This is a genomic window from Acidipila sp. EB88, assembly GCF_003858395.1.
GTDB lineage: Bacteria > Acidobacteriota > Terriglobia > Terriglobales > Acidobacteriaceae > EB88.
On the sequence record NZ_QWEV01000005.1, the window covers coordinates 1,163,942 to 1,185,007 of the forward strand.

The 21,066-nt window shown below is 64.8% G+C and carries 12 protein-coding genes and 1 pseudogene; 6 read left to right on the plus strand and 7 right to left on the minus strand.

The genetic code is table 11. From position 1 onward, the window contains the following. Positions 1-305: 305 nt before the first annotated feature. From D1Y84_RS05775 to D1Y84_RS05795, 5 genes are all read right to left on the minus strand, one after another. Positions 306-1,493, minus strand: a complete 1,188-nt coding sequence (locus tag D1Y84_RS05775) for a DUF6599 family protein (RefSeq protein WP_124847675.1) — start codon at positions 1,491-1,493, stop codon at positions 306-308. A 57-nt stretch (positions 1,494-1,550) separates the two neighbouring features. Beyond that, on the minus strand, positions 1,551-4,190 hold the full coding sequence (locus D1Y84_RS05780; protein WP_124847676.1) for an N-acetylmuramoyl-L-alanine amidase: 2,640 nt from the start codon (positions 4,188-4,190) through the stop codon (positions 1,551-1,553). A gap of 321 nt (positions 4,191-4,511) precedes the next feature. Next, the gene (gene alaS / locus D1Y84_RS05785) at positions 4,512-7,205 is read right to left on the minus strand and encodes an alanine--tRNA ligase (RefSeq protein ID WP_124847677.1); all 2,694 of its coding nucleotides are present in this window, start codon (positions 7,203-7,205) and stop codon (positions 4,512-4,514) included. Positions 7,206-7,236: 31 nt separating this feature from the next. Next, positions 7,237-8,088, minus strand: coding sequence for a hypothetical protein (locus tag D1Y84_RS05790; RefSeq protein WP_124847678.1), 852 nt, complete (start codon positions 8,086-8,088; stop codon positions 7,237-7,239). 163 nt (positions 8,089-8,251) lie between these two features. Beyond that, positions 8,252-8,815, minus strand: a complete 564-nt coding sequence (locus D1Y84_RS05795) for a regulatory protein RecX (RefSeq protein WP_124847679.1) — start codon at positions 8,813-8,815, stop codon at positions 8,252-8,254. Between the two features lie 243 nt (positions 8,816-9,058). On the opposite strand from D1Y84_RS05795, the gene D1Y84_RS05800 reads away from it, so the two are divergent. The 3 genes from D1Y84_RS05800 to D1Y84_RS05805 all read left to right on the plus strand — a co-directional run bounded on the left by D1Y84_RS05800 (position 9,059) and on the right by D1Y84_RS05805 (position 13,718). Then, positions 9,059-10,018, plus strand: a complete 960-nt coding sequence (locus D1Y84_RS05800; protein ID WP_199726363.1) for a hypothetical protein — start codon at positions 9,059-9,061, stop codon at positions 10,016-10,018. Positions 10,019-10,289: 271 nt separating this feature from the next. Then, on the plus strand, positions 10,290-10,445 hold the full coding sequence (locus D1Y84_RS17875; RefSeq protein ID WP_158615338.1) for a hypothetical protein: 156 nt from the start codon (positions 10,290-10,292) through the stop codon (positions 10,443-10,445). 798 nt (positions 10,446-11,243) lie between these two features. Continuing rightward, positions 11,244-13,718, plus strand: a complete 2,475-nt coding sequence (locus D1Y84_RS05805; protein WP_233581162.1) for a TonB-dependent receptor — start codon at positions 11,244-11,246, stop codon at positions 13,716-13,718. Between the two features lie 160 nt (positions 13,719-13,878). Here D1Y84_RS05805 and D1Y84_RS05810 read toward each other — a convergent pair whose 3' ends face one another. Then, positions 13,879-14,715, minus strand: coding sequence for a hypothetical protein (locus D1Y84_RS05810; RefSeq protein WP_124847680.1), 837 nt, complete (start codon positions 14,713-14,715; stop codon positions 13,879-13,881). Between the two features lie 36 nt (positions 14,716-14,751). Next, positions 14,752-15,545 (minus strand): annotated as a pseudogene (locus tag D1Y84_RS05820) (TIGR03435 family protein). Positions 15,546-15,810: 265 nt separating this feature from the next. On the opposite strand from D1Y84_RS05820, the gene D1Y84_RS05825 reads away from it, so the two are divergent. The 3 genes from D1Y84_RS05825 to D1Y84_RS05835 all read left to right on the plus strand — a co-directional run bounded on the left by D1Y84_RS05825 (position 15,811) and on the right by D1Y84_RS05835 (position 21,066). Continuing rightward, positions 15,811-16,197: a BlaI/MecI/CopY family transcriptional regulator gene (locus tag D1Y84_RS05825; RefSeq protein WP_124847682.1), complete on the plus strand. Its 387-nt coding sequence runs from the start codon at positions 15,811-15,813 to the stop codon at positions 16,195-16,197. Next, positions 16,194-17,906 carry a M56 family metallopeptidase gene (locus D1Y84_RS05830; RefSeq protein WP_124847683.1) on the plus strand — a complete coding sequence of 571 codons (1,713 nt, stop codon included), beginning with the start codon at positions 16,194-16,196 and terminating at the stop codon, positions 17,904-17,906. The genes D1Y84_RS05825 and D1Y84_RS05830 overlap by 4 nt, the downstream gene beginning before the upstream one ends. Positions 17,907-18,108: 202 nt before the next feature. Then, positions 18,109-21,066, plus strand: coding sequence for a carboxypeptidase-like regulatory domain-containing protein (locus D1Y84_RS05835; RefSeq protein ID WP_233581163.1), 2,958 nt, complete (start codon positions 18,109-18,111; stop codon positions 21,064-21,066).

A 21,066-nucleotide genomic window follows, 5' to 3' on the forward strand; every position in this document is an offset into this window, starting at 1 on the left:
GGCAGCTCTTCCCCAGGGAGAATAGTTCCAGATGGAGGCAAAGCCACCCGAACTTTCTGGGTGCAGAATATGGGGCGCCAACCGGGGTGTCAAGGCAAAACAAGTTTCAGCGTAAACGCATCAAAGGAAACGAGATAGCACCAGAGGGCCGTTCCGGGGCCGTTTTCATGCCCGCTGCACCGCCGCGCTCGCCCGATCGTAAACGTCGTCGTTTGTAGCCCTTATCGCGGCGCCTGCACCACACGTTATGCATTTCGTCAGGCATGAAAAAAGATGGTTTCTGGGAACCACGAGGGGAATACCGGCTAGATCTTGAGCCGGATGAAGGTGTCGTCATTCAGGGAGGAGTCGGGCTTGCCGCGCAGGCGCCGGTAGAACAACCGTCCGAAGCCCAGGAAAACAGCGATCGTCAAAGCCGCCAACCCTAGCAAGGCGGTGAAGTACGCGATGCCGAGCAGCAGCTTGGCGGTCTTGGCCACCTCGCTGATGTAGCCCTGCGGTTGATTGATGGTGATATCCGAAACGTAGTGAATCCCGGCAAGGAGCTGCTCTGCCTCCGCAGGGGTGACTGAGGCCCCGCTCACAACACCAACCAGAGGACCGATTCGGCGCGTGGCGCGGTGCAGCGAAGCGTCGGGCAGCGCCAGCACCGTGCGAAGGCCAGCCCCAGCGATCTGCGGCGTGGGCAGCATCCACAGCGTCAGAGCTGCATCCGCGCCGGAGGGCAGGTGGTAGCGGGCGGTTGCGACCTCGGCATCGCGGCCAAAGTCCATGGCGCCGACAGGCAGCGGACCGTTGTAGCTGGCAGGTCCGATGGCATAGTGCATGGTCTGTGATTGCAGCCCGGCGACGGGCAGAAGTCCCGGCAGCGCGGGAGCCACAGCCTCAGGCCCGTGCACCGCGGGCAGGGACTGCACGAGACTGGTGACGAACGGCACGAGGCTCCTGGCGTCGCCGCTGGTACCCGCCGCAGGCCGCACCATGACGACCGAGGCCCGGGTACGCACCAGGTAAAGACCAGCGTTTGCAGCACCGTTGTCGCCCACCGCTGCCGCCTGCATGGAGGGATCGCGGAAGAAGGTGAATGCGCTCAGGGCGCCGGTCGCGTCGCCGAATCGCAGCACCTGCACGCTCCAGCTCGCAGTACCTGCGCCGGCATACAAGGCAGTGTCGGCTTCCACGAAACCGTCTTCAGTGAGCACAGCGGCATGGGCGGCGTCGACGTCGTTCGCAGCGGGATGGATCGAGATGGAACCCTCGCGCGGCTCGCCGGCGAAGTCAGGCGGCAGAAGCGGCAGCTTGATGGCGGCCTTGGCGGCAGAGGTGTCGGAAGTACGGGTGGAAGACGATGTCACCGGGGCACGCAGCCCGCTCCCCTTCTGCTGCAGGGTTTGCGCGGGGGTGTGCAGCGGCCACGCCAACGAAGCCACGCACAGCACGTGCAGGAGGCTGCGAGAGAGATAGCGGAAAGGACCCACCGTGGAATGGCTCACTATAAAGCTCAGCGTACACCACCGGGCGATGCGCTTGCGGCCCCCGTGTTGCGGCTGCTAGCGGGTGCCGGAGGCCGCGGCGGTGTCCTGCTGGCGAATGCCGCTGAGGCTGCGTACGTAGCGGGCCACGCCGCGGTAAAGGGACTCGGCGATGCGCTGCCGGTATGCGCCTTCGCGCAGTTGCACGGCATCGTCGGGGTTGGTCAGGAAAGAGATTTCCGCCAGAATCGACGGCATGTTGGCGCCGATAAGCACGACAAAGGGGGCCTTTTTGACACCACGGTCTTTAAGGCCGGCATTGCCGCTGGTGAGCCCCTGGTAGAGGGTGCCTTCGACATCAGTGGCGAATTCGCGGGACTCAGCGATCTTGTCCTGCAGTGTGATCTTTTTCACCAGATCGGAAAGCTGGTGGATGGACTCGTCGGAGACGGCGTTTTCGCGGGCTGCGACCTCGAGCGCGTCGGCCGAGGTGGTGAAGTTGAGGTAGTAGGTTTCCACGCCGCGCGCGCCCGGATCCGAGGAGGAGTTGGCATGCACCGAGATGAACAGGTCGGCCTGCGCCTTGTTGGCGATAGCGGTGCGGGTTTCAAGCGGAATAAAGGTGTCGTCGTCGCGGGTGTAGATGACGTCGGCGCCGAGGCCCTGCTTGAGCAGTTTGCCGAGGCGGAGGGCGACGTCGAGCACGACGTCCTTCTCCTCGATCCCGCCTGGGCCAAGGGTGCCGGAGTCATGGCCGCCGTGGCCGGCGTCGACCACGATGCGGTTGATCTTGAGACCGAGTGCCCGCACCATGGAGCGGCCGCCCATGCTGTCTGGCTCCGCGGCACGGGCACTGGCCGCGTTGGTCGTTACGGCGCTACTGGGCGCGCCGGTAGATGGGTCGGAGGCATCGGGCGTGGTACTGCGCTTGCCCCGGCGGCGGGGTGCGGCGGGTGCCGGGCTCGCGGGTACGTCGACATGGGCGCTGAGCGGCGAGGTGGCAGGAGCCTCGCTTGGGATTGGGGCTAGATCTGGATCCCGGTCAGCGGCGTGGGCCGGCGCAGGCGGTGTGGCGATGGCCGCAACCGGAGCCGTGGTGGGCTGCCGGGTGGCGCGCACCCGGGTGGGCTGTTGGCTTAGCGCGGCGATGGCGGCCAGGGAGTCGCCGGCACGGGGCTTTTGCGTGGAGGCCGGCGCGCCGGGAGGAACCGTTTCAGCCACGAAGGTACCGGGGGCACCAGCGCGCGCGGCGCTGGGCGCGGGGGCGCCATTGGCAGCGGCACGAGAAGCCGGCGTGTGTGGCTGCGGCATCTCGACTGGTATTCCTTGCTGGGTGCCTCCGGAACTGCCGGTACGGTTTCTGGAGCCTGCGGGCGGAGGTGTGCCCTGCGTGGCTGGAGTGGCCTGGGCCAGCATGCCCGCAGCCGCCGTGCCGGTGCCGGCGCCAGCTGCGGGCTGCGGCGCGGGCGCGGCATTGGCAAAGACCGGCGGCGGCGCACCCTTGGGACGGCCATGGATGTCAATGATGAGCCGGGACGGGTTGGGCAGCCAGAAAGCCGAGTAGTCGCTGACGTCGCTGACGTCGAGCACGACCCGGACAACATCGCCGGAGAACTGGGCGGCACGGATGCGCTCGAGAAATCCGCCGTCCGTGACGGTCACGGCCTTGCCGGCGAGGTCGGAGGCAAGCCGGGCGCCGTGAAGGTCGAAAAAGATGCGGTCGGGGCCGGAAACGCGGGAGGCTTCGAAGGGGGTTTCGTCCTGCACGTCAATAGCGATGCGGGTGTAGTCGGCGGTGGACCAGTGGCGCACGCCGGTGACGAGCGAGAGCTTGCCCTTTACGGGGGCGGCCGTAGGGCGGTACACAGGAACGCCCTGGATCACGCGGGTGGCTGTGGGCGGCTGAATGGGAGCGGCGGTCGAGAGCGCGGTGTTGGGTGCCGTGACGGACACGGGGCCAGGCGCACGGGCCAGTGGGGCTGGTTTGCCGGCGGGGCGCGTGGTGGGCGGCGCGACAACGCTATTGTCATCCGTATCGTCGTCACCGCCGGTGGCGTCGACTACGGTCGGGGCGCTGCTGGGAGCTTGCGCGTAGCCGGGAGCGCCTTGCCGGGCTGTGTTCGATGGGGCGGACTGCCCTGTCTGCCCTGCGAGCGAGCGCATTGTGGGTGGCGACGTGCCGCCGAGGCGCTGCAGCTCGAACCGTGCCTGCGGGGCCAGCTCACTGCGGGGGTAGCTTTGCAGAAAGGACAGGAAGAGTTTGCGGGCGGCCGCGTCATCGTGGAGGTCGCGGGTTTCGATCTCGCCCGCGGTGAGAAGCGCAGGAACGGAGAAGCGGCTGGCGGCGAAGTCGCGGCGCAGGAAGTCGAGCTGGTCGACCGCGGCGTGGAGCAGGCCGGGGTCGTTGAAGAGTCTTCCCTGCTCGGCAAGCAGCTCGGCCACGGCTTCGGCGCTGGCGTCTGCATCTGGGTCCGCGCGGTCCGCATGGTAGACGGCGCGAAAAGCGTCGAGGGCACGGGTGTACTGGCGTGAGGTGCGGCTGGCGCGCGGAGTGGCGTCGAGTTGCTGGCGAAGGTGCAGCGCGTTGCTGTAGTCCGAGGGGTAGGTTGCGTGGGCGCTTGGAGGCGCCTGCTGCGCCTGCGGCTCGCCCTGCCATGGGAGCACGGCGGCGAAGAGCAGTGTGGCAGAACGAACGGCCTGGCGGAACCCTGGTGGCATAGTGGCGTGCGGGTTGGCCCGTGGGGCGGCTCGTCCCTGCTTTCTTTAGAGAACCACTGATCGGGTGGAAGTGGCGGGATGGTGAAGTTTTTTGCGCATTACCGAAAGGGTTCCCGGTTGGAGTGGTGGTTTCTCTCAGCGGGCGGGCGGGTCGCTCCCTCCCGCCGGAAAGCTGGCCCTGCTTAGCCGGACGAGCAGGGCTTGCTTGTGCCACCACTCAACTGGATCGGAGGTGAGTGCTCACGTTGAGGACCGAACAAGCGAGCAGGACTTGCCTGTGCGACCTGCCCATACGAGCAGAACTTGTGCGGTGCGACCTGCTCATACGAGCAGGTCGCCAACAATACCTGGGGCAGCCTGCAGGGCGGCGGCGAGCTGGGTGATGTCCTTGCCACCGGCCTCAGCCATGTCGGGTTTGCCGCCGCCGGAGCCGCCGACGAGCTTGGCCACCGCGCCAACGACCTTGCCGGCGGAGATGCGAGTGATGAGGTCTTTGGTGACGCCAGCGACGAGCGCGAGCTTGCCGTCCTCCTGCGCGGAGCCGAGCACGACGACGCCCGAGCCGAGACTGGTGCGCATGTTGTCGACGAGCGTGCGCATCTGCCCGCGGTCGAGGTTGTCGATGCGCTGCGCCGCAACGCGGACGCCCTTGACCTCGACGGCAGTGGCGGCTGCGTCCGCGACCGCAGAAGCGGCGGCCTGCATGCGGACCTGGTCCAGTTCGCGGCGGAGCTTCCTGAGCTCGTCTTCCTGGGTGGCAAACCGCGCGCGGAGAGTTTCGGCAGGGTCGGTTTCAGAGCTGCCGCCGAACTGCGTGGCGAGCTGGGCAGCCTCGAAGCCGCGGCGGAACTCAGAGAGCGCGCCAGTTCCGGAGACGGCCTCGATGCGGCGGACGCCGGAGGAGACGCTGGTTTCGCCGAGCAGCTTGAGCACGCCGATCTCGCCGGTGGCGCGGGTGTGGGTGCCACCGCAGAGTTCGGTGGAGAAGTCGCCGATGCGGACGACGCGGACCTTGTCTCCGTACTTTTCTCCAAACAGCGCCATCGCCTTGTACTGGTTCACGGCAACGTCGATGGGCACGTCTACCAGGGTCTCGACGGTGGAGTTGCCGAGGGTCTCGCGGTTGATGAGGTCTTCGATGTCCTGGAGCTCCTCGTCGGCGATGGGGGCGAAGTGGGCGAAGTCGAAGCGGAGGCGCGTGGGGTCGTTGAGCGACCCGGCCTGCTTGACGTGCGGGCCGAGCACCTCGCGCAGCGCCGCGTGGAGCAGGTGGGTGCCGGTGTGGTTGCGCTCGGTGGCAAAGCGGCGGGCGCGATCGACCACTGTGTCGACGCGGTCGCCGACAGCGAGGGGCAGGCGCAGAGTGGCGCGGTGAGCGCGCACGCCCTGGACGGGCTGCACGCAGCCGTGGACCTCGGCCACGACGGCGTTGTGGTCGTCCGAGAGCAGGACGCCGTGATCGCCCTGCTGTCCGCCGGAGTCAGCGTAGAAGGTCGTGTGGTCGAGCACGATCTCGACCTCGTCGCCGGGGGCGGCTGCGGGGACGCCGATGCCCTCCTTCACCAGGGCGAGCACTTCCGCGCCGGTGGAGGTGAGTTGGGTGTAGCCCTCGAAGGTGGTTTTGGCGAGGTCGCGGAAGACGGGCGAGGCGGACTTCTGGGCACCGCCTTTCCAGGAAGCGCGGGCGCGAGCCTGCTCTTCGGCGCGAGCCTGTTCGAAGCCCGTGAGGTCGAACGCGACGCCAGCGTCGTGGGCGGCATCGACCATGAAGTCGAGCGGGAGGCCGTAGGTTTCGTAGAGATGGAAGGCGTCGGTGCCGGAAAAGCTGGCGGCTCGCAGGGCGGTATCCAGCTCGCGCGCGCCGATCTCGAGTACTCGTGCGAACTGGCGCTCTTCGGCTTCGACGACTTTCGCGATGCGCCCAGCGTTGTCGTTGAGTTCGGGGTAGGCACTGGCCATTTCATCGCGAACGGCGAACACCATCTGTGCCATGAATGGTTGCGTTTGCCCGAGCAGTCGGCCGTGGCGGATGCCGCGGCGCAGGATCTTGCGCAGCACATAGCCGCGACCCTCATTGGCGGGATTGACACCGTCGTTGATCAGGAAGGTAGCGGCGCGGGCGTGGTCGGCGATGATGCGCAGCGAGGCGTCGGACGGGGACGAACCATCCCCATACTGGACGGTCGTCAGCTCGGAGGCCCTTGCGATCAAGGGGGTGAAGAGATCAGTTTCGTAATTCGAGAGCTTGCCCTGCAGCACGGCGGCGAGGCGCTCGAGGCCGGCACCGGTGTCGATCGAGGGCTTGGGCAGCAGGTCGAGCTTCGCTGCGCCTGTTTTCGGGTCGAGAGTGTGGTCGAACTGCATGAAAACCAGGTTCCAGATTTCGACGTAGCGCTGGTCGTCTCCGGGAAAGGGTTTGTCGACGCCGGGGGTCTCGGCCGCTTCGAGGCCGAGGTCGTAGAAGATCTCGGAGCAGGGGCCGCACGGTCCGGTTTCGCCCATCTGCCAGAAGTTGTCCTTGGCGGACATCTCAAAGATGCGGTCGGCGGGCACGCCCTCGGCGCGCCACAGATCGTAGGCCTCGGTGTCACGCGGCACGCCATTTTCGCCCTTGAAGATGGTGACGTAGAGCCGGTCCTTGGGCAGGGCGAACCACTCGGGCGAGGTCACGAGTTCCCAGGCGTAGCGGATGGCGTCCGCCTTGAAGTAGTCGCCGAAGGAGAAGTTGCCGAGCATCTCGAAGAACGTGTGATGACGGCGGGTGAAGCCGACGTTTTCAAGATCGTTGTGCTTGCCGCCGGCGCGCACGCATTTCTGCGAGGTGGTAGCGCGGTTGTACGCGCGCTGCTCCGCGCCGAGGAACACGTCCTTGAACTGGTTCATGCCGGCGTTGGTGAACAGCAGCGTGGGGTCGTTTGCTGGAACCAGCGATGAAGAATGGACACGACGGTGTCCTTCGGCCTCAAAGAACTGCAGGAAAAGCTCACGGATTTCTGCGCCAGAACGGGGTTGCATACGTCCCCCAGTGTACTTGGTGCCTTGCGGGCTATGGCTGCCAGATCGCGCCCTCGAGGCGGTCGGGGTCGCCTGTGGCCTGCTGGAGGGTAGCGAAAGCCGCCGCATGCTGTGCCATGACCATGACGGAAATCACTGCATCGAAGGCGTCTTCCCCTTGCTCGGCAGCTGCGCGGGCGAGCGGGCAAAGCGTTTCGAAGCGGGGCTGCCGCAGGTAGTCGGTGCGTGCGGCGCGGTTGCTTTTGTGGACCGCCCCGGTGAGCACGCGGGGGTAGATCTCGAGAAGCAGGGGCGAGGCGGGCGGGTCAAACGGCCACACCGACCAGCCGGCGGTGCGCAGGCGCGCCAGCATGGGCATGCCGCGCAGGGTGCCGGTGCCGACCGCGCCAGCGCCGCCGATCTGGAACGACGAGGACGGAACGCGCCGATTGCCGGCAAGGGCGCGGAGGATCGTACGCTCGCACACCCGGTAGCCGAGCCACTGCGGAGCGCCATGCGCGGGCGGCGTACCGGAGCCTTTGCGCCTGCCCCAGAAGTGCGGGTGCGGCGCGCGGAGCCAGGCTTCGCCCTGCTCGGCAACCGTGGTCCACAGCGCCGGCGCGGTGGCGCAGCCCAGCGACTGCAGGAACCATGCCGGGTAGGAGAAGGAAAAGTCGAGCCCGACAACCACGCTGGGCTCGCTGCACCCCAGCGCGAGCAGCCACTGTTCGACCTCGCTGCGCAGGCGGCCGGAGAGCACTTCGACCTGGCCGGTTGCGACTTCGCAGACGGCGGCACAGATGGCGCGGCGCTGGGCCGCGGGCGCGAGTGCCCCCGACCAGTCGATGGCGATGACCAGGGTTGGGACGGAGTGGCTGGCAGGTAACGGCAGCCCGGTGGGCATGGGGTGCGGGTGCTGCTGAGCCCGCGTCTCAGAAGCGAGACATGAAGTACCAGGTGTTGTTGAGGCATGGGTCTGGGACGGGGCGGTGCCAAAGACCGGGTCGGGAGCGTTTGCCTGGGGTGGCGAAACAGCGGATGGACATGGCAGGCCAGGCTTGAGCGGGCTAGTCTTCGTAGGTTTGCTCCGCGGCGTCGAGGTCGGCGGCTTCGACGGCGGCGAGGACGTCTTCTGGAGCGTTCCAGGCGCGGAGGACCTTGTAGACAGCATTGAGGGAGAAGCCGGCGGCGACGAGGCGGCGCATCACGCGGGCCGACTCCTTGTCGTTGGTGGGGGGCTTCATGCGCTTGCGTTCAAGGAACTGGCGGGCCAGGGCTTCTTCGTTGACGTTTTCATAGGCAGTGTTGAGGGTGGTGGTGACCAGCTCCTCGTGGACGCCCTTGCGCTGGAGGTCCTGCTGGACGCGGCGGCGGCCGAACTTGGCGCCCTCCTGGCGGAGCCGGGTGTAGTCGGTGGCGAAGGCCTGGTCGTCGAGATAGCGCTGGGCCTGGAGGCGGAGGATCACGGCGTCGATGCGGGCCTCGCCCGCTTCACTTTTCTCGACGCGGGTGCGCATGAGGCGACGCAGCTCGGCCACGGTGCGCATGCGGCGGCCCAAGGCGCCGATGGCGTACTCGTAAAGCGCGGGCTCATCGAGAGGCTCGCGGATGCGCGGAGTTTTCCAGGCCATGGTGCTTTCTTTTGTACGCCTCGCGGCAGGGTTGCGCCTAGCTGGCCGACGGCTGCCAGGCGCGGGGCGCGGAATGACTGGTCGAAGTTGGTGTCGGGAGGACGGTGCTGGCCGGGGTGAGCCCACGCCTCAGAAGCGAGACATGGGGCACCGGCGTGGTTGCGGGATGACTCAGGGTGGGCGGCGTTGTGATGCGTCCTGGGACGCGGAAAAAGCGTTTAATACAGCAGGGAGTGCGCGCACATGTCTGGTCTTGTTTCCTGTTTTTTGCCCGCGGGTGGGATGGCGGCTCGCGGCGTGGCCGCGGCGCGGAGGGGTGCGGGGCTGTTGCCGGCGGCGATTGCCTGCGGACTGCTGCTGGTGCCGCTCGGCGGGCTGGCGCAGGTGTCGTATACGCCGATGCCTCTGGACTCGGGATTCGGCAAGCTGGACCTGACGCCGCCCGCGATGCCGCCGCAACAGATCATCGACAAGTTCACGGAGAAAGAGTCGGCGTTTCGCGTGGCGATGGCGAACTACACGTATGAGCGAAGCGTGCGGGTAGACACGGTCGACGACGATACCAAGAAGGTCGACGGGGAGTATTACCAGGTCACGGATATCTCGGCGGACCCGGATGGGAAGCTCTACGAGCACGTGGTCGAGGCGCCGCAAAGCTCGCTGGAGCGCGTGATGATGAGCCCGGCGGACTTCCAGGATATTGAGCACCGGCTTCCGTTTGTGCTGACCAAAGAGGACGTGGGGCAGTACGACCTCACGTATGTCGGCAAGCAGTCGATTGACGACGTGGACTGCTATGCGTTTGATGTGAAGCCCAAGGTGATCGAGAAGAACCAGCGCTACTTCCAGGGACGGATCTGGGTGGATGCGAAGGATTTCCAGATCGTGGTGACAAACGGCAAGAACGTGCCGGATGACGTGCGCAAGGGGCACGAGGACCTGTCGCCGCCGTTTATTACCTTCCGGCAGCAGGTGGATGGCAAGTACTGGTTCCCTGTGTACACCAAGGGCGAAGGCGTACTGCATTTTCCGGCGGGGCATGGGTACGGGAGCCAGGAGGTGCACATGCGCGAGGTAGTCAAGTACTCGAAGTACAAGCGGTTCGGCACGAGTGTGAAGATCACGTTTGACGGGCAGGAAGTGGGCAAGGACACGCCTGACTCGGGGAATACGAAGCCAACGGCCCCTGAGAAGCCTCACTGAGCGTTGTGGAATTTGTGAGAGCAGCTTTGAATCTGGGCGGCAGGAGCGTTGGGTGGGTGCCGGCTTTGGTGAGTCCAGGTCTCAAAGGAGACAATGGACACCCGGCTTTGATGAGAGCGGGCAGTGGTGGGGGAGCGAGGGAGGGGATAGTTACCTTGCGGTGTGAAGATTCGGGGCAGAGCCGGGGGCGGAGGCTGCATCCCAATAGAATCGGCTTAGCCGCGTGTGGCGCGAGCCACATACAACACGGTTCCTATCTGCAAGGAGAACTATGACTACCTGCTGGAAGCGCCTTTTCTTCTGTTTTCTTTTGCTCGCATCCTTCGTCGGGCTGGCAATTCCGCCCGCTGCCAAGGCACAGATCGTGGTTGTCGATCACGGCCACCATCACCGGCATCACCACCATCATCGCCACTGGCACCGCTAAGACGTTGCGGGGGTGAGACCCCCGCTCGTCGCGGTGCTTCGTGGGATCCTGGCATTTCCGGATAGAAGCATTCGCTTTCCACCAGCAGTGATGCAGCACATTGCTGCGCAGCGCCGGTTTGGAGCGCTTTGATCTGACTCATCGCACGCCTCGTTACCGGACAGCGTGAATCCCCAGCCGCTGTGACCCGGTCTGCCACCTCATCTATCGCTCGTTCATTCGCACTCGCTGGATGCGTATTCACGCTGGGCCGCCAGCCTGGGCGAAGTTGCGCTTCTCGCAATTACCAGCGGGCGCGACCTGCCCGTGCATCTTTCAGGGCTCTTCGGGCCATGTTCACGACGAACCAACGCACTCTGCACTACGCGTTCGGCGAGCACTTCCCAGCCTTGCACCACTTCCCTTTTTCTTTCGTTAGACCCGGCTGCGTGCAGCGAAGAGCCCGGCGCCTCGCCCAGGAGCGCTTGCGCTGTTCCGGCACTTACGCAGGCATCGGGTAGAGAGATGGCCGGAGATCGCCCAGAGTTTTGACCAGATTTTGACCTGAGAGCAACTTCGCTCACTGGAAGCCGCCTGTAAAGTCGCGGCTAACTGCAGAAAAAGCGAAGTGCAAAGCGCCTCTTCCTCCGCGTACCGCTCCAGTTCCTGAGCGTGCCGGCTGTGTCTCCCCGCATCGAAGACCGGCTGGCCTGTTCTCCCCTGCAGGCCAGCGGACTGGTTGCGATGGCCCGCAGCGGTGGTGGCGCATGCATGAACGTCTTGAGCAGCACAAAGCAGTGACTTCAAGGAGACAGGCGCGTGAACAGGAAGCTGGGGAAAGTCGTGCTGGCGGCAACAGGGGTGCTGTGCGCAAGTGGAAGCGCAGTACTGGCGCAGGAAATCAGTGCGGCACAACCGGCGGAGCAGCAGGGCGCCTCGCAGGTGAGTGGTCCGGCGGCGACGCAGACCGATCCGCAGGATGCGACCAAGGTGACGGCGCGCGAAGACGTGACAGTGACGGCGCCTGGTTCGACGCGCGACGTGCAGTCCATCGGCGCGAAGGAGATGCTGCAGTCAACGCCGGGCACCAGCCCGATCGCGGTGCTGGGGCGATTGCCCAGCGTGGAGATTACGTCGGCCGATCCCTACGGCGCGTACGAGTGGGCGGTGCGCATCTCGGTGCGCGGCTTCAACCAGAACCAGCTTGGCTTTACGCTCGACGACGTGCCCCTGGGCGATATGTCGTACGGCAATCTGAACGGGCTGCATATCAGCCGTGCACTGATCGATGAGAATCTTGGACAGGCGACGTTGTCGCAGGGCACCGGGGCGCTGGAAACGGCCTCGACGAGCAACCTGGGCGGCGCGATTCAGTTCATGTCGAATGACCCCCTGGACAAGCGGAAGCTGGAAGTAGCGCAGTCGTTTGGAAGCTTTTCGGCGACTCGCACATTTGGTCGCTTCGACAGCGGCGTGCTGCCGGGGCATACACGCTTCTACATCGACGGCGTGTACCAGTTGTCGGATAAGTGGCGGGGCGCGGGGCCGATCAACCAGAGCTATTACCAGGGCAATTTGAAGCTGGAGCACTTCGTCGGGAACAAGGGCGTGCTGACGTTCTTCGTGGACTACTCGCACCGGCAGGAAGTGGACTACCAGGATGACAACAAGGTCTGGGTCAACAAGCTGGGGTACAAGTGGGACAACTTCGGCAACTGGGGCGTGGCGCTGCAGGCAGCCAATGCGTACAACGCGCAGGGTGGGGGCGGGTTTGTGTTTGCCTCGCTGCCGACGACCTTTCCTACGCCGGTGAGCAGCCTGCAGAGCGCGCCGGGTGACTTATCGAACGACCCGGAAGATGCCGGCTATTACGCGGCGGGTGGACTGCGGCGCGATATTTTGAGCTACCTGAGCTACAAGATGGCGCTGACCAGTCACCTGACGTGGAAGTCCACCGTGTACGGGCATGAGAACTCGGGCGCGGGGCTTTGGTTTACGCCGTACGAAGCAACATATGACGCGACGGGCACCCCGGTTTCGCCGATCTCCGAGCGCACCTCGGAGTACGGGATTGCGCGTGGCGGCTTCGTCACATCGCTTTCGTACGAAACGGCGCGCAACACGGTGGAAGGCGGCGCATGGTTCGAGAAGGAGAGCTTCGACCTGGCGCGCAAGTTTTATGCGACCAGCCTCGCAAGCCCGGTGCAGTCGATTTACGACCGCCCGTCGAACGCGTTCTACACGCAGTGGTCCTATAACTTCCCGAGCACGGTGTACCAGTTGCACCTGCAGGACCAGTACAGGATCCGTCCGACGCTGACGGTCTCGGCGGGTTTCAAGAGTGTGGAGACCAACATGACCGGCAACCTGGGCGCGTTCAACACGGGCGTGATCCAGGCGAGCGGCGTGACCGCGGCGACGTATGCGCAGGGCAGCCTCGAATCAGGCAAGGCGTTTCTGCCGCAGTTCGGCGTGAACTGGAAGATCAACAAGAACAACGAGATGTTTGCCGATGTGGCGGACAATGTGCGCGCCTACCAGGCGGGCGGCCCGGGGTTCGGCAACTCACCCTGGGGCACATCGCAGGCTGGTTTCAACGCGCTGACCAGCACGCTGAAGCCGGAGAGCTCATGGAGCGAGGAAGCGGGTGTGCGGCACACCGACAACCGGTTCCAGGGGCAGGCAAGTTACTTCCACGTGAACTTCAGCAACCGGTTGCTGGCGATTCAGCAGGGACCGGCGATCGCGGGAGCGGCATCGCTGCTGACGAACGTAGGCGGCGTGACTACGAACGGCGTGGATGGCGCGGTGTCGGCGAAGCTGCACGAGGGATGGACGCTGTACAACGCGCTTACCTTTAGCCGTTCGACCTACAACGACGACTACACCACGACCGGTGCAACAGGCGTGCCTGCGACCGTGGCGACCGGCGGAAAGATCGTGGTGGACTCGCCGGAGTTCTTGTATAAGAACGAGCTGAGTTATGCCAAGGGCCAGTTCGATGCGCACATCGATTCGGACTACATGGGCAAGCGGTACTTCACCTACACGGACGATAACTCGGTGAGCGGACGGTTTCTGGCCAACTTCGGGCTGGACTACCACAAGGATGAAGTGGGCGCATTTGACCAGTTGAAGCTGCAGTTGAACGTGTACAACCTGGCCGGGGCGCAATATTACTCCACGGTGGGCACGAACGGATTTATCGCGAGTGATCCTACGTCGGTAAGCCTGAACACGCTTCAGGTGGGGGCGCCGCGCACAATTACCGGGACGTTCAGTGTGCGCTTCTAACAAGCGTCCCTGTTAATAGACTGCTTTGGCAAAGGCTCTCGCGTAAAGCGGGGGCCCTTTCTCTGTTGGTGCGGTTTTCTCACATGTGTGCGTGGGAGGCGGACGGGCACGGCTTAACGGCTCGGCGACTTAGCAACTTAGAACTTAGCGAGTTAGCAACCTAGGGGCTGGTGGCGGGGCGCTGGGCCTGCAGGGTAAAGCCGGACGGGGGCTGGAACCAGGTGGGTTGGGGTTCGGCGCGCGTGACGTTGCTGAGCAGGATCTGCTGGGTGCCCTCGCGGGGATCGTTGCGGGTGACGGCGAGGTTGGTGGCGAGTTCGGGGGCGTACCAGAACTCTTTGGTGGTGGTGAGAGGGCGCTCGTTGCCGACGACGCCGGGATTGAGGGTAAGGGTTTCGCGGGTGCCGAGGACGTCGAGGCCATCGAGGGTGTTGGTGCCGATGGACTCGCGCACGAGCAGGCGGGTATGGGCTGCGTCCCAGCCGGCGGGCGGCGTGTGGGGCTCGGTCGGGGCGTGCAGGTAAGGGTAGACGACGCACTGGTGGGTGGCGAGGTAGCAGAGGGTCTGGGTGTGGGCGACGGGGTCGTAGACGTCGGTGGCTTTGAGGGGCGCGTCGGTGCTGGTGTCGGCAGCAGGGACGAGGCTCCGGCGCTCGCGGTAGACGCGACCCTGGCTATCGCGGGCGATGCGGGCGTTGAGGCGGAGAGTGACGGTGGTGCCGTCGGGGAGGATGCGGGTCCAGACGGTGGCCGTGTTGGCGATGAAGGGGTGGTTGGGGATGGGGAGCACGTCAACGCCGGGGACGTGGGTGGTGATGGAGAGGTCGGGGGCGCGCGTGGGTGGCTGGGGCCCGGATTGCGCCTGCGATTGGGCAAGCGTGAGCGTGGCGGGCAGGAGAAGCCAGAGCAGGAGGGTGGGTTGCATGGCGACCTCGTGGGAGGGTGCGATGGTGTTGTTTGTTTTCAGCTTGCCGCTCGCCGGCGACGCTTTTGACACATGTGAGACGAGGGAGAGGGGCTGATGGTTGCAGGATCAGTCCGGGGTGGGGGCGTCGGCATGATCGACGACCAGCACGGTGACCGCGCCCTTGGAGGGCATGAGTTTGAGCCCCAGCTGCTCCTGCACCGCGGTAAAGAGGGTAGGGCCATTGGGCTGCGTGGGATCATGGTCGCTGGCCCAGTGCAGGGAGAAGCTGAAGCGGCCCGGCAGGGCGGTTTTATCGAGCACGGGTCGGCCCGCGTAGGGCATGATCGCTTCGCCAAAGTGTGCCAGCGTGATCCCGTGTACGTCCATGGACTCGTTGTGCTGCGAGACCCCTCGCTGGTACCTTTCGAGGGCGGATCCGCTGTGAGCTTCGGACCTCCCCTGGCTATCTCGAGGTCAAATACGGGCAGGGTGCGCGTTTCGAGGTGCGCCTTCAGATGGAAGCGCTCGACCAGCAGCGGCTGCATGCGTCCGCGGATCTCTGCTGAAGTCTGGTGGCTAATGGCAGCAGCGTCCGGCTCGCTGATCTTGGCGAACACATCATAATGCTGCCCTTCGAGGTCCTTGGGAATGCCGTAGATCAGGTCTCGCCGGATGCCGTAGGCATTTTCCAGCAGCACGCCAAGAGTCACGTTTCTGCCATCGTAGCGGTACCTGTTCTGGTTGACATCCACGTTGCCCGAGTCGGACTTATTCGGCTTGATGGTTGCAACGTCATAAAAGGTACCGGGCGTGGGCGTATCGGAGGTGGTCTGGGCCAAAGGCTTGCCGGACCAGGCAGCAGCGACAAGAGCGACGAACAGGCTCGCGACAGCGCGGCGATGCGGGTAAGTGGGTCGCATGTCTGGATCTCTCGCTCGGCTACCGGGAAGCGGGCGGCTCGTGGCGCTGCATGACTCAGGCCGGTAAGACGGATCGTAGTGCGAAACGTTTGCCGGACCCCAACAAAGCAAAGCGTTTTGTTTGTCGCTTGGGGTGTTCCGGGTATTCCCAATGATGATGCAGAGCGTGGAGGCGTGGACATTTCTTCCCAACCAGCCAGAACACTGTTGCAAATGCGCCTACGCGTGTAGTACGTTGCGCCTACGCGTGTAGGAGTCTGGGTCGATGGCTGAAACTGTAAAGCTTTCCAAGCTCGAATACCGACTCATGCAGGTTCTGTGGAGCCAGGGCGCGAGCTCGGTGCGGGCAATCCAGCAGGCGCTGCCGGAGAAGCGACGCCCGGCGTATACCACCGTGCAAACCACCATTTTCCGCATGGAAAGCAAGGGCATCGTGGAGCGCGCGGGCCAGGCGGGCGCGGCATACCTGTTTGCGCCGCGCATTACCCGTGAGAAGGCCCAGCGCGCACTGATTGAAGATCTTCTGGCAATGTTTGGGGGCGTATCGCAGCCAGTGATGGCCTACCTGGTGGACTCGGGCAAGCTTTCGCTCGCGGATGTGAAAGAGGCAGAGCAGGCGTTGCAGCAGCGGAAGAAAGGCGGAAAGGCATGAGCTTCGGAGTAGGCGTCTTCGCAGGGTGGCGGGGCATGCTGGTGAATCACCTGTGGCAGTCGACGGCCGTGGTGCTGCTGCTCTGGGCCATGTCGGTGGGGCTGCGCAGGCATCGTGCCAGCCTGCGGTACCGGCTGTGGATGGCCGCTTCACTCAAGTTTGTCATTCCTTTCTCGTTGCTGGTCGCGGCGGGGCGGGCATTGCAGCCACGGGTGCCGAGCGTGGCGCCCGTGGCGCATTTCGGTGGCCTGGTGCTTCGCTCGGTGCAGCCGTATCCGCAGACGCTGGCTGGCGTGGTGGGCAGCGGTTCGACCGCTGCGGGAGGGTGGGGCGCGGAGAGGTTGCTGGTGGCCGGGTGTCTCGGGTTGTGGGCGCTGGGCGCCGGAGTGCTGCTGGCTTCGTGGTTGCGCGGGCTCAGGAGCCTGCAGGCGATTGCCCGACAGGCGCAGGCCTGCGGGATGATAGATGGCGTGCCGATCCTGAGGAGCCTGCGCGTCGCGGAGCCGGGCGTGTTTGGCATCTTCCGGCCGGTGTTGCTGATGCCGGCCGATCTGCTGGATCGGCTTTCCGCGTTGGAACTGGAAGCCATCTACGCGCACGAGCTTGCGCACGTGCAACGACGCGATAATCTCACGGCGACGCTGCACGCCGTGGTGCACGCGGCGTTCTGGTTTCACCCGGCGGTGTGGCTGATCCGCGCTCGGCTGATGGAAGAGCGCGAACATGCCTGCGACGAGGCGGTGCTGGCTTCGGGCAGTGATGCCGAGGTGTACGCGCGCAGCATCCTGGATGTGTGCCGGTTCTCGGTAGGCGCGCAGACCGGGCCGATCGCCGGGGTGGCGGGCGGCAGGTTGAAGCAGCGCCTGCTCCGGATTGTGGCCGATCTGCGATACGCGCCACTGCGGCGGCGGCAAAAGCTGCTGATGGCGGCTTTGGCCGCGTTGATCGTGAGTCTGCCGGTGGCGGCTGGGCTTGTGAATGCTGGACACGTGCAGGCGCAGGATCAGAAGCTTGCGTTCGAGGTCGCCTCGATTCGTCCTGACCCGGATGTAAACGGGATGTCGATGGGCTGGGCAGGCACGACATGGTCAGCCAAGGGAACGACGATCGTGAATCTGCTCATGGGCGCGTTCGATCTAAAGCACTTCCAGATCGTAAATGCTCCTGGCTGGGCAACATCGGAACAGTTCACGATTCGGGCCAGGATACCGGACACCAACTTACAACTACCCGAGAAGGAGCGATCTGAACAGTATCCCCCGATGATGCAGAGTTTGCTTGAGGAGCGATTCCACCTGCGCTATCACTGGGTCGAGCAGGTGCGGCCGGTATACTCCCTCGTCGTCAGCAAAAGCGGACCCAAGCTGACTAAGAGCAAGCCCGATGACAAGGGCGAGTTGCAAATCGGGCCTGGCTACTTCGAGGGGCACGGCATGCCCATCCAGATGTTGGCCGATAACCTGGGCGGCAACCTCGACTACATCGTGCAGGACAGGACGGGTCTCAAGGGCAATTACGACTTCTCCATCCACTTCGTCGATCCTGATTCCAAGGGAGGACCGACTGACGAGGACGATCTTTCCAATCCTGCAGCGCAGGCCCGATGCCTTGCTGCATTGCAGGAACAGCTCGGATTGCAGCTCGTCGCGGAGAAGCGGCCGGTGCGCATGCTGGTGATCGACCAGGTGGAGCGCCCGACACCTAACTGAACCCGGCGCCACGCGTCCAAGGGCCATGCAGGCGTAAGGTCCGGCAGCGGGGTGCAACCTGTGGTCGGCGTGGCCATTCGCAGGCGAACGAAGCAGGGCCCGTGCCCAAGGGCCGGCTGTTACTGCAACCGTACCTGCTACTGTATTCGAAACGCGTGGCGTGAGCTGGTCTAAACGTATCCCTGGGTCGACGGAGAGGACGTTGGTCGCTGCTGAGGTGCGTGGTCTGAAAGAGGTCGGGCGGCTGGGCGTGTGGGTGCTGTTGCTCAGCTCCACCGCGTTGCAAGCCTTGCAGCAACGCGGGCAGGTCATGTCGAACGGCTTTCCGGTCCCCGGGGCTACGGTGACGGCAACCCAGGGTACGGCCACTGCAAGTACGGTCACCGACGCGGGCGGCTTCTATGTGCTGGACAATGTCAAAGAAGGCATCTGGGCCATTACGGTGCAGATGCTGCTGTTCGCCTCGAGCACACAGCAGGTAAGTGTCGGAAGCAATGCCACCCCTTTGAAGTGGGAGCTCAAGCCTCTTGCGCTGGCCGACGCTACGGCGCGAGCGGCGGCGGCGGCGCATGCTGCCACACCGCGCACCGCGGGCGGAGCAGTCACGGCACAGGGGACACCGGCGGTTGCACCATCCCCGGCGGCGAAGCAGGGACTGCTGCTGAACGGCAGCGTCAACAATGCGGCTACCTCGCAGTACTCGCTGGCGCGCGCGTTCGGCAATACGCGCAACAGTTCCCGCAACCTGTATACGGGGTTGCTGCACTTCGACCTTGGCAACTCGGCGCTGGATGCGCGGCCTTACTCGCTGACCGGCCAGGAAGCCCCCAAGCCCGGGTACAGCCAGGTCACGGGCATCATCAGTGTGGGTGGGCCGTTGCAGATTCCGCGCCTGCTGCGTCGCGGGCCGGAGTTCAACGTGGAGTACCGATGGCGACGGGACAGCCAGTCGGCGATCGACACGGGGCTGGTGCCGAGCCTGAGCCAGTTGCAGGACGCTGCCACGAGCGCTGTACCCGCCGCGGCGGCGCTGCTTGCGCTGTACCCCGCGCCGAACGTGGTGGGCAACACGGCTTACAACTATCAACGCGCGGTGTTGAACGGAACGCACCTCGATTCATTGCTGCTCCACGTGAACGGCAACAAGGGGCCGGACTCGTTTGCAGGGCGCATGGAGTTCGACAGCACGCGCGCCGACACCACCAACCTCTTCGGTTTTCGCGATGCGACGGCAACGCTCGATCTTGCTACGGACCTCGGCTGGCATCGGCGATGGGCGAACAATCGCTTCAGCAACGTGACCTACGCGTTCAGTCGCGCACGGACCGAGGTGATGCCGTTTTTCGAGAACCGCGTCAACGTAGCCGGTGACGCCGGCCTTGCGGGTGTGAACCAGGACCCTGCGAACTGGGGGCCGCCGACGCTGAACTTTTCAAGCGGCATCGCGTCACTGACCGATGCACAGAGCGCGCGAAACCGCACGGAGACGAATGCCCTGGGAGCGAGCTACGAGTTATACCGGGGCCGGCACAACATCAAGCTCGGCGGGGACCTGCGACGACAGGAGTTCAACTACTTTACGCAGAGCAATCCACGCGGCTCGTTCACATTTACAGGCGCGGCGCTTGGCTCCGACTTTGCCGACTTCCTGGCGGGGGTTCCGGACTCGGCGCAGATCAGCTATGGCAATCCGGATAAGTACCTGCGCCAGACGGTGGCCGATGTGTATGCCAATGATGACTGGCGCCTGGAGCCGGACCTTACGTTGAACCTGGGTGTGCGCTGGGAGTATGAAGCGCCTGCCACGGAGTTGAAACACCGGCTGGCAAACATTGATGCAGCGGATGATTTCGCAGTGATTGCAACTGTCACGGCGCAGACGCCGGAGGGCCCGCTGACAGGCGCGCGCTATCCGCAGTCGCTTGTGCGCCCGGACCGGCGCATCGTGGAACCGATCGTGGGCGTGGCGTGGCGGCCGCTGGCTGGCTCATCGCTGTTGATCCGCGCGGGGTACGGGCTGCGCGCGGATACCTCGATCTATGGCCCGATCGCACTGGCGCTGGCGGAGCAGGCGCCGTTTGCGACCACGATCGCCGCGGACAATGCGAGTTGCCCGCAGCGGCTGGCGTCGGGGCCGACGGCGTGTACGACCAACGCCGCGAACACCTTTGGGATCGATCCGAACTACCGCAGGGGCGCGGTGCAGCAGTGGCAGGTGAGCGCACAGAAAGATCTGCCGGCGGCGCTGCAGTTCGATGCCTGGTATGCGGGGACGCAGGGGTTGAACGGCATGCAGCAATTTCTGCCGAACACGTACCCGGTCGGCGCTAACAATCCTTGTCCGACGTGCGTCACGGGTTTCGTGTATCGCACATCCACCGGAAGTTCCGACCGCGAAGAAGGGCGGGTGCAGTTGCGGCGGCGGCTGCGCAGCGGCCTGAGCGCAACGGCCACGTACACATTTTCGAAATCGATCGATGACGATTCAGTGCTGGGCGGCGGCGGCCCATTGACGCCCAGCAGTTCTGCCGGCGCAATCAGTGCGGCCGCGGCATCGACCGCAACGACAGCGCAGGACTGGCGCAATCTGCGTGCGGAACGCTCGCGGTCGTCGTTCGACCAGCGGCACCTTTTGAACGCAACGTTTGCGTATACGACGGGTATGGGCATCGGCGGTGGGACGCTGCTGAACGGCTGGCGGGGGCGGCTGTACAAGGAGTGGACGGTGACGGGCACGATCGCGGCTGGATCAGGGCTGCCGCTGACGCCGGTGTACGAAGCCGTGGTGCCGGGCACTGGTTTCTCCGGCAGCATTCGGCCGGACCGGACCGCGGCGGCGGTGCATGCAATATCGGGCGGGTACTTTTTGAACCCGGCGGCGTATGCTGCGCCTGCGCCGGGGCAGTGGGGCGATGCCGGACGCAACTCCATCACCGGGCCTTCCACGTTCAGCTTCAACAGTTCGTTTGCGCGCACCTTCCGGCTGCCATCGCACCTGAACTTCGACTTCCGCGTGGACGCGACCAACGTTCTGAACCACGTGAACTATTCGACCTATCTCACCACGCTGAATCCATCGTCTGTGAGCCCCACGTTCGGGCTTCCGGGCGGAACCAACCCGATGCGCTCTCTGCAACTAAACGCGACGTTGAGGTTTTAG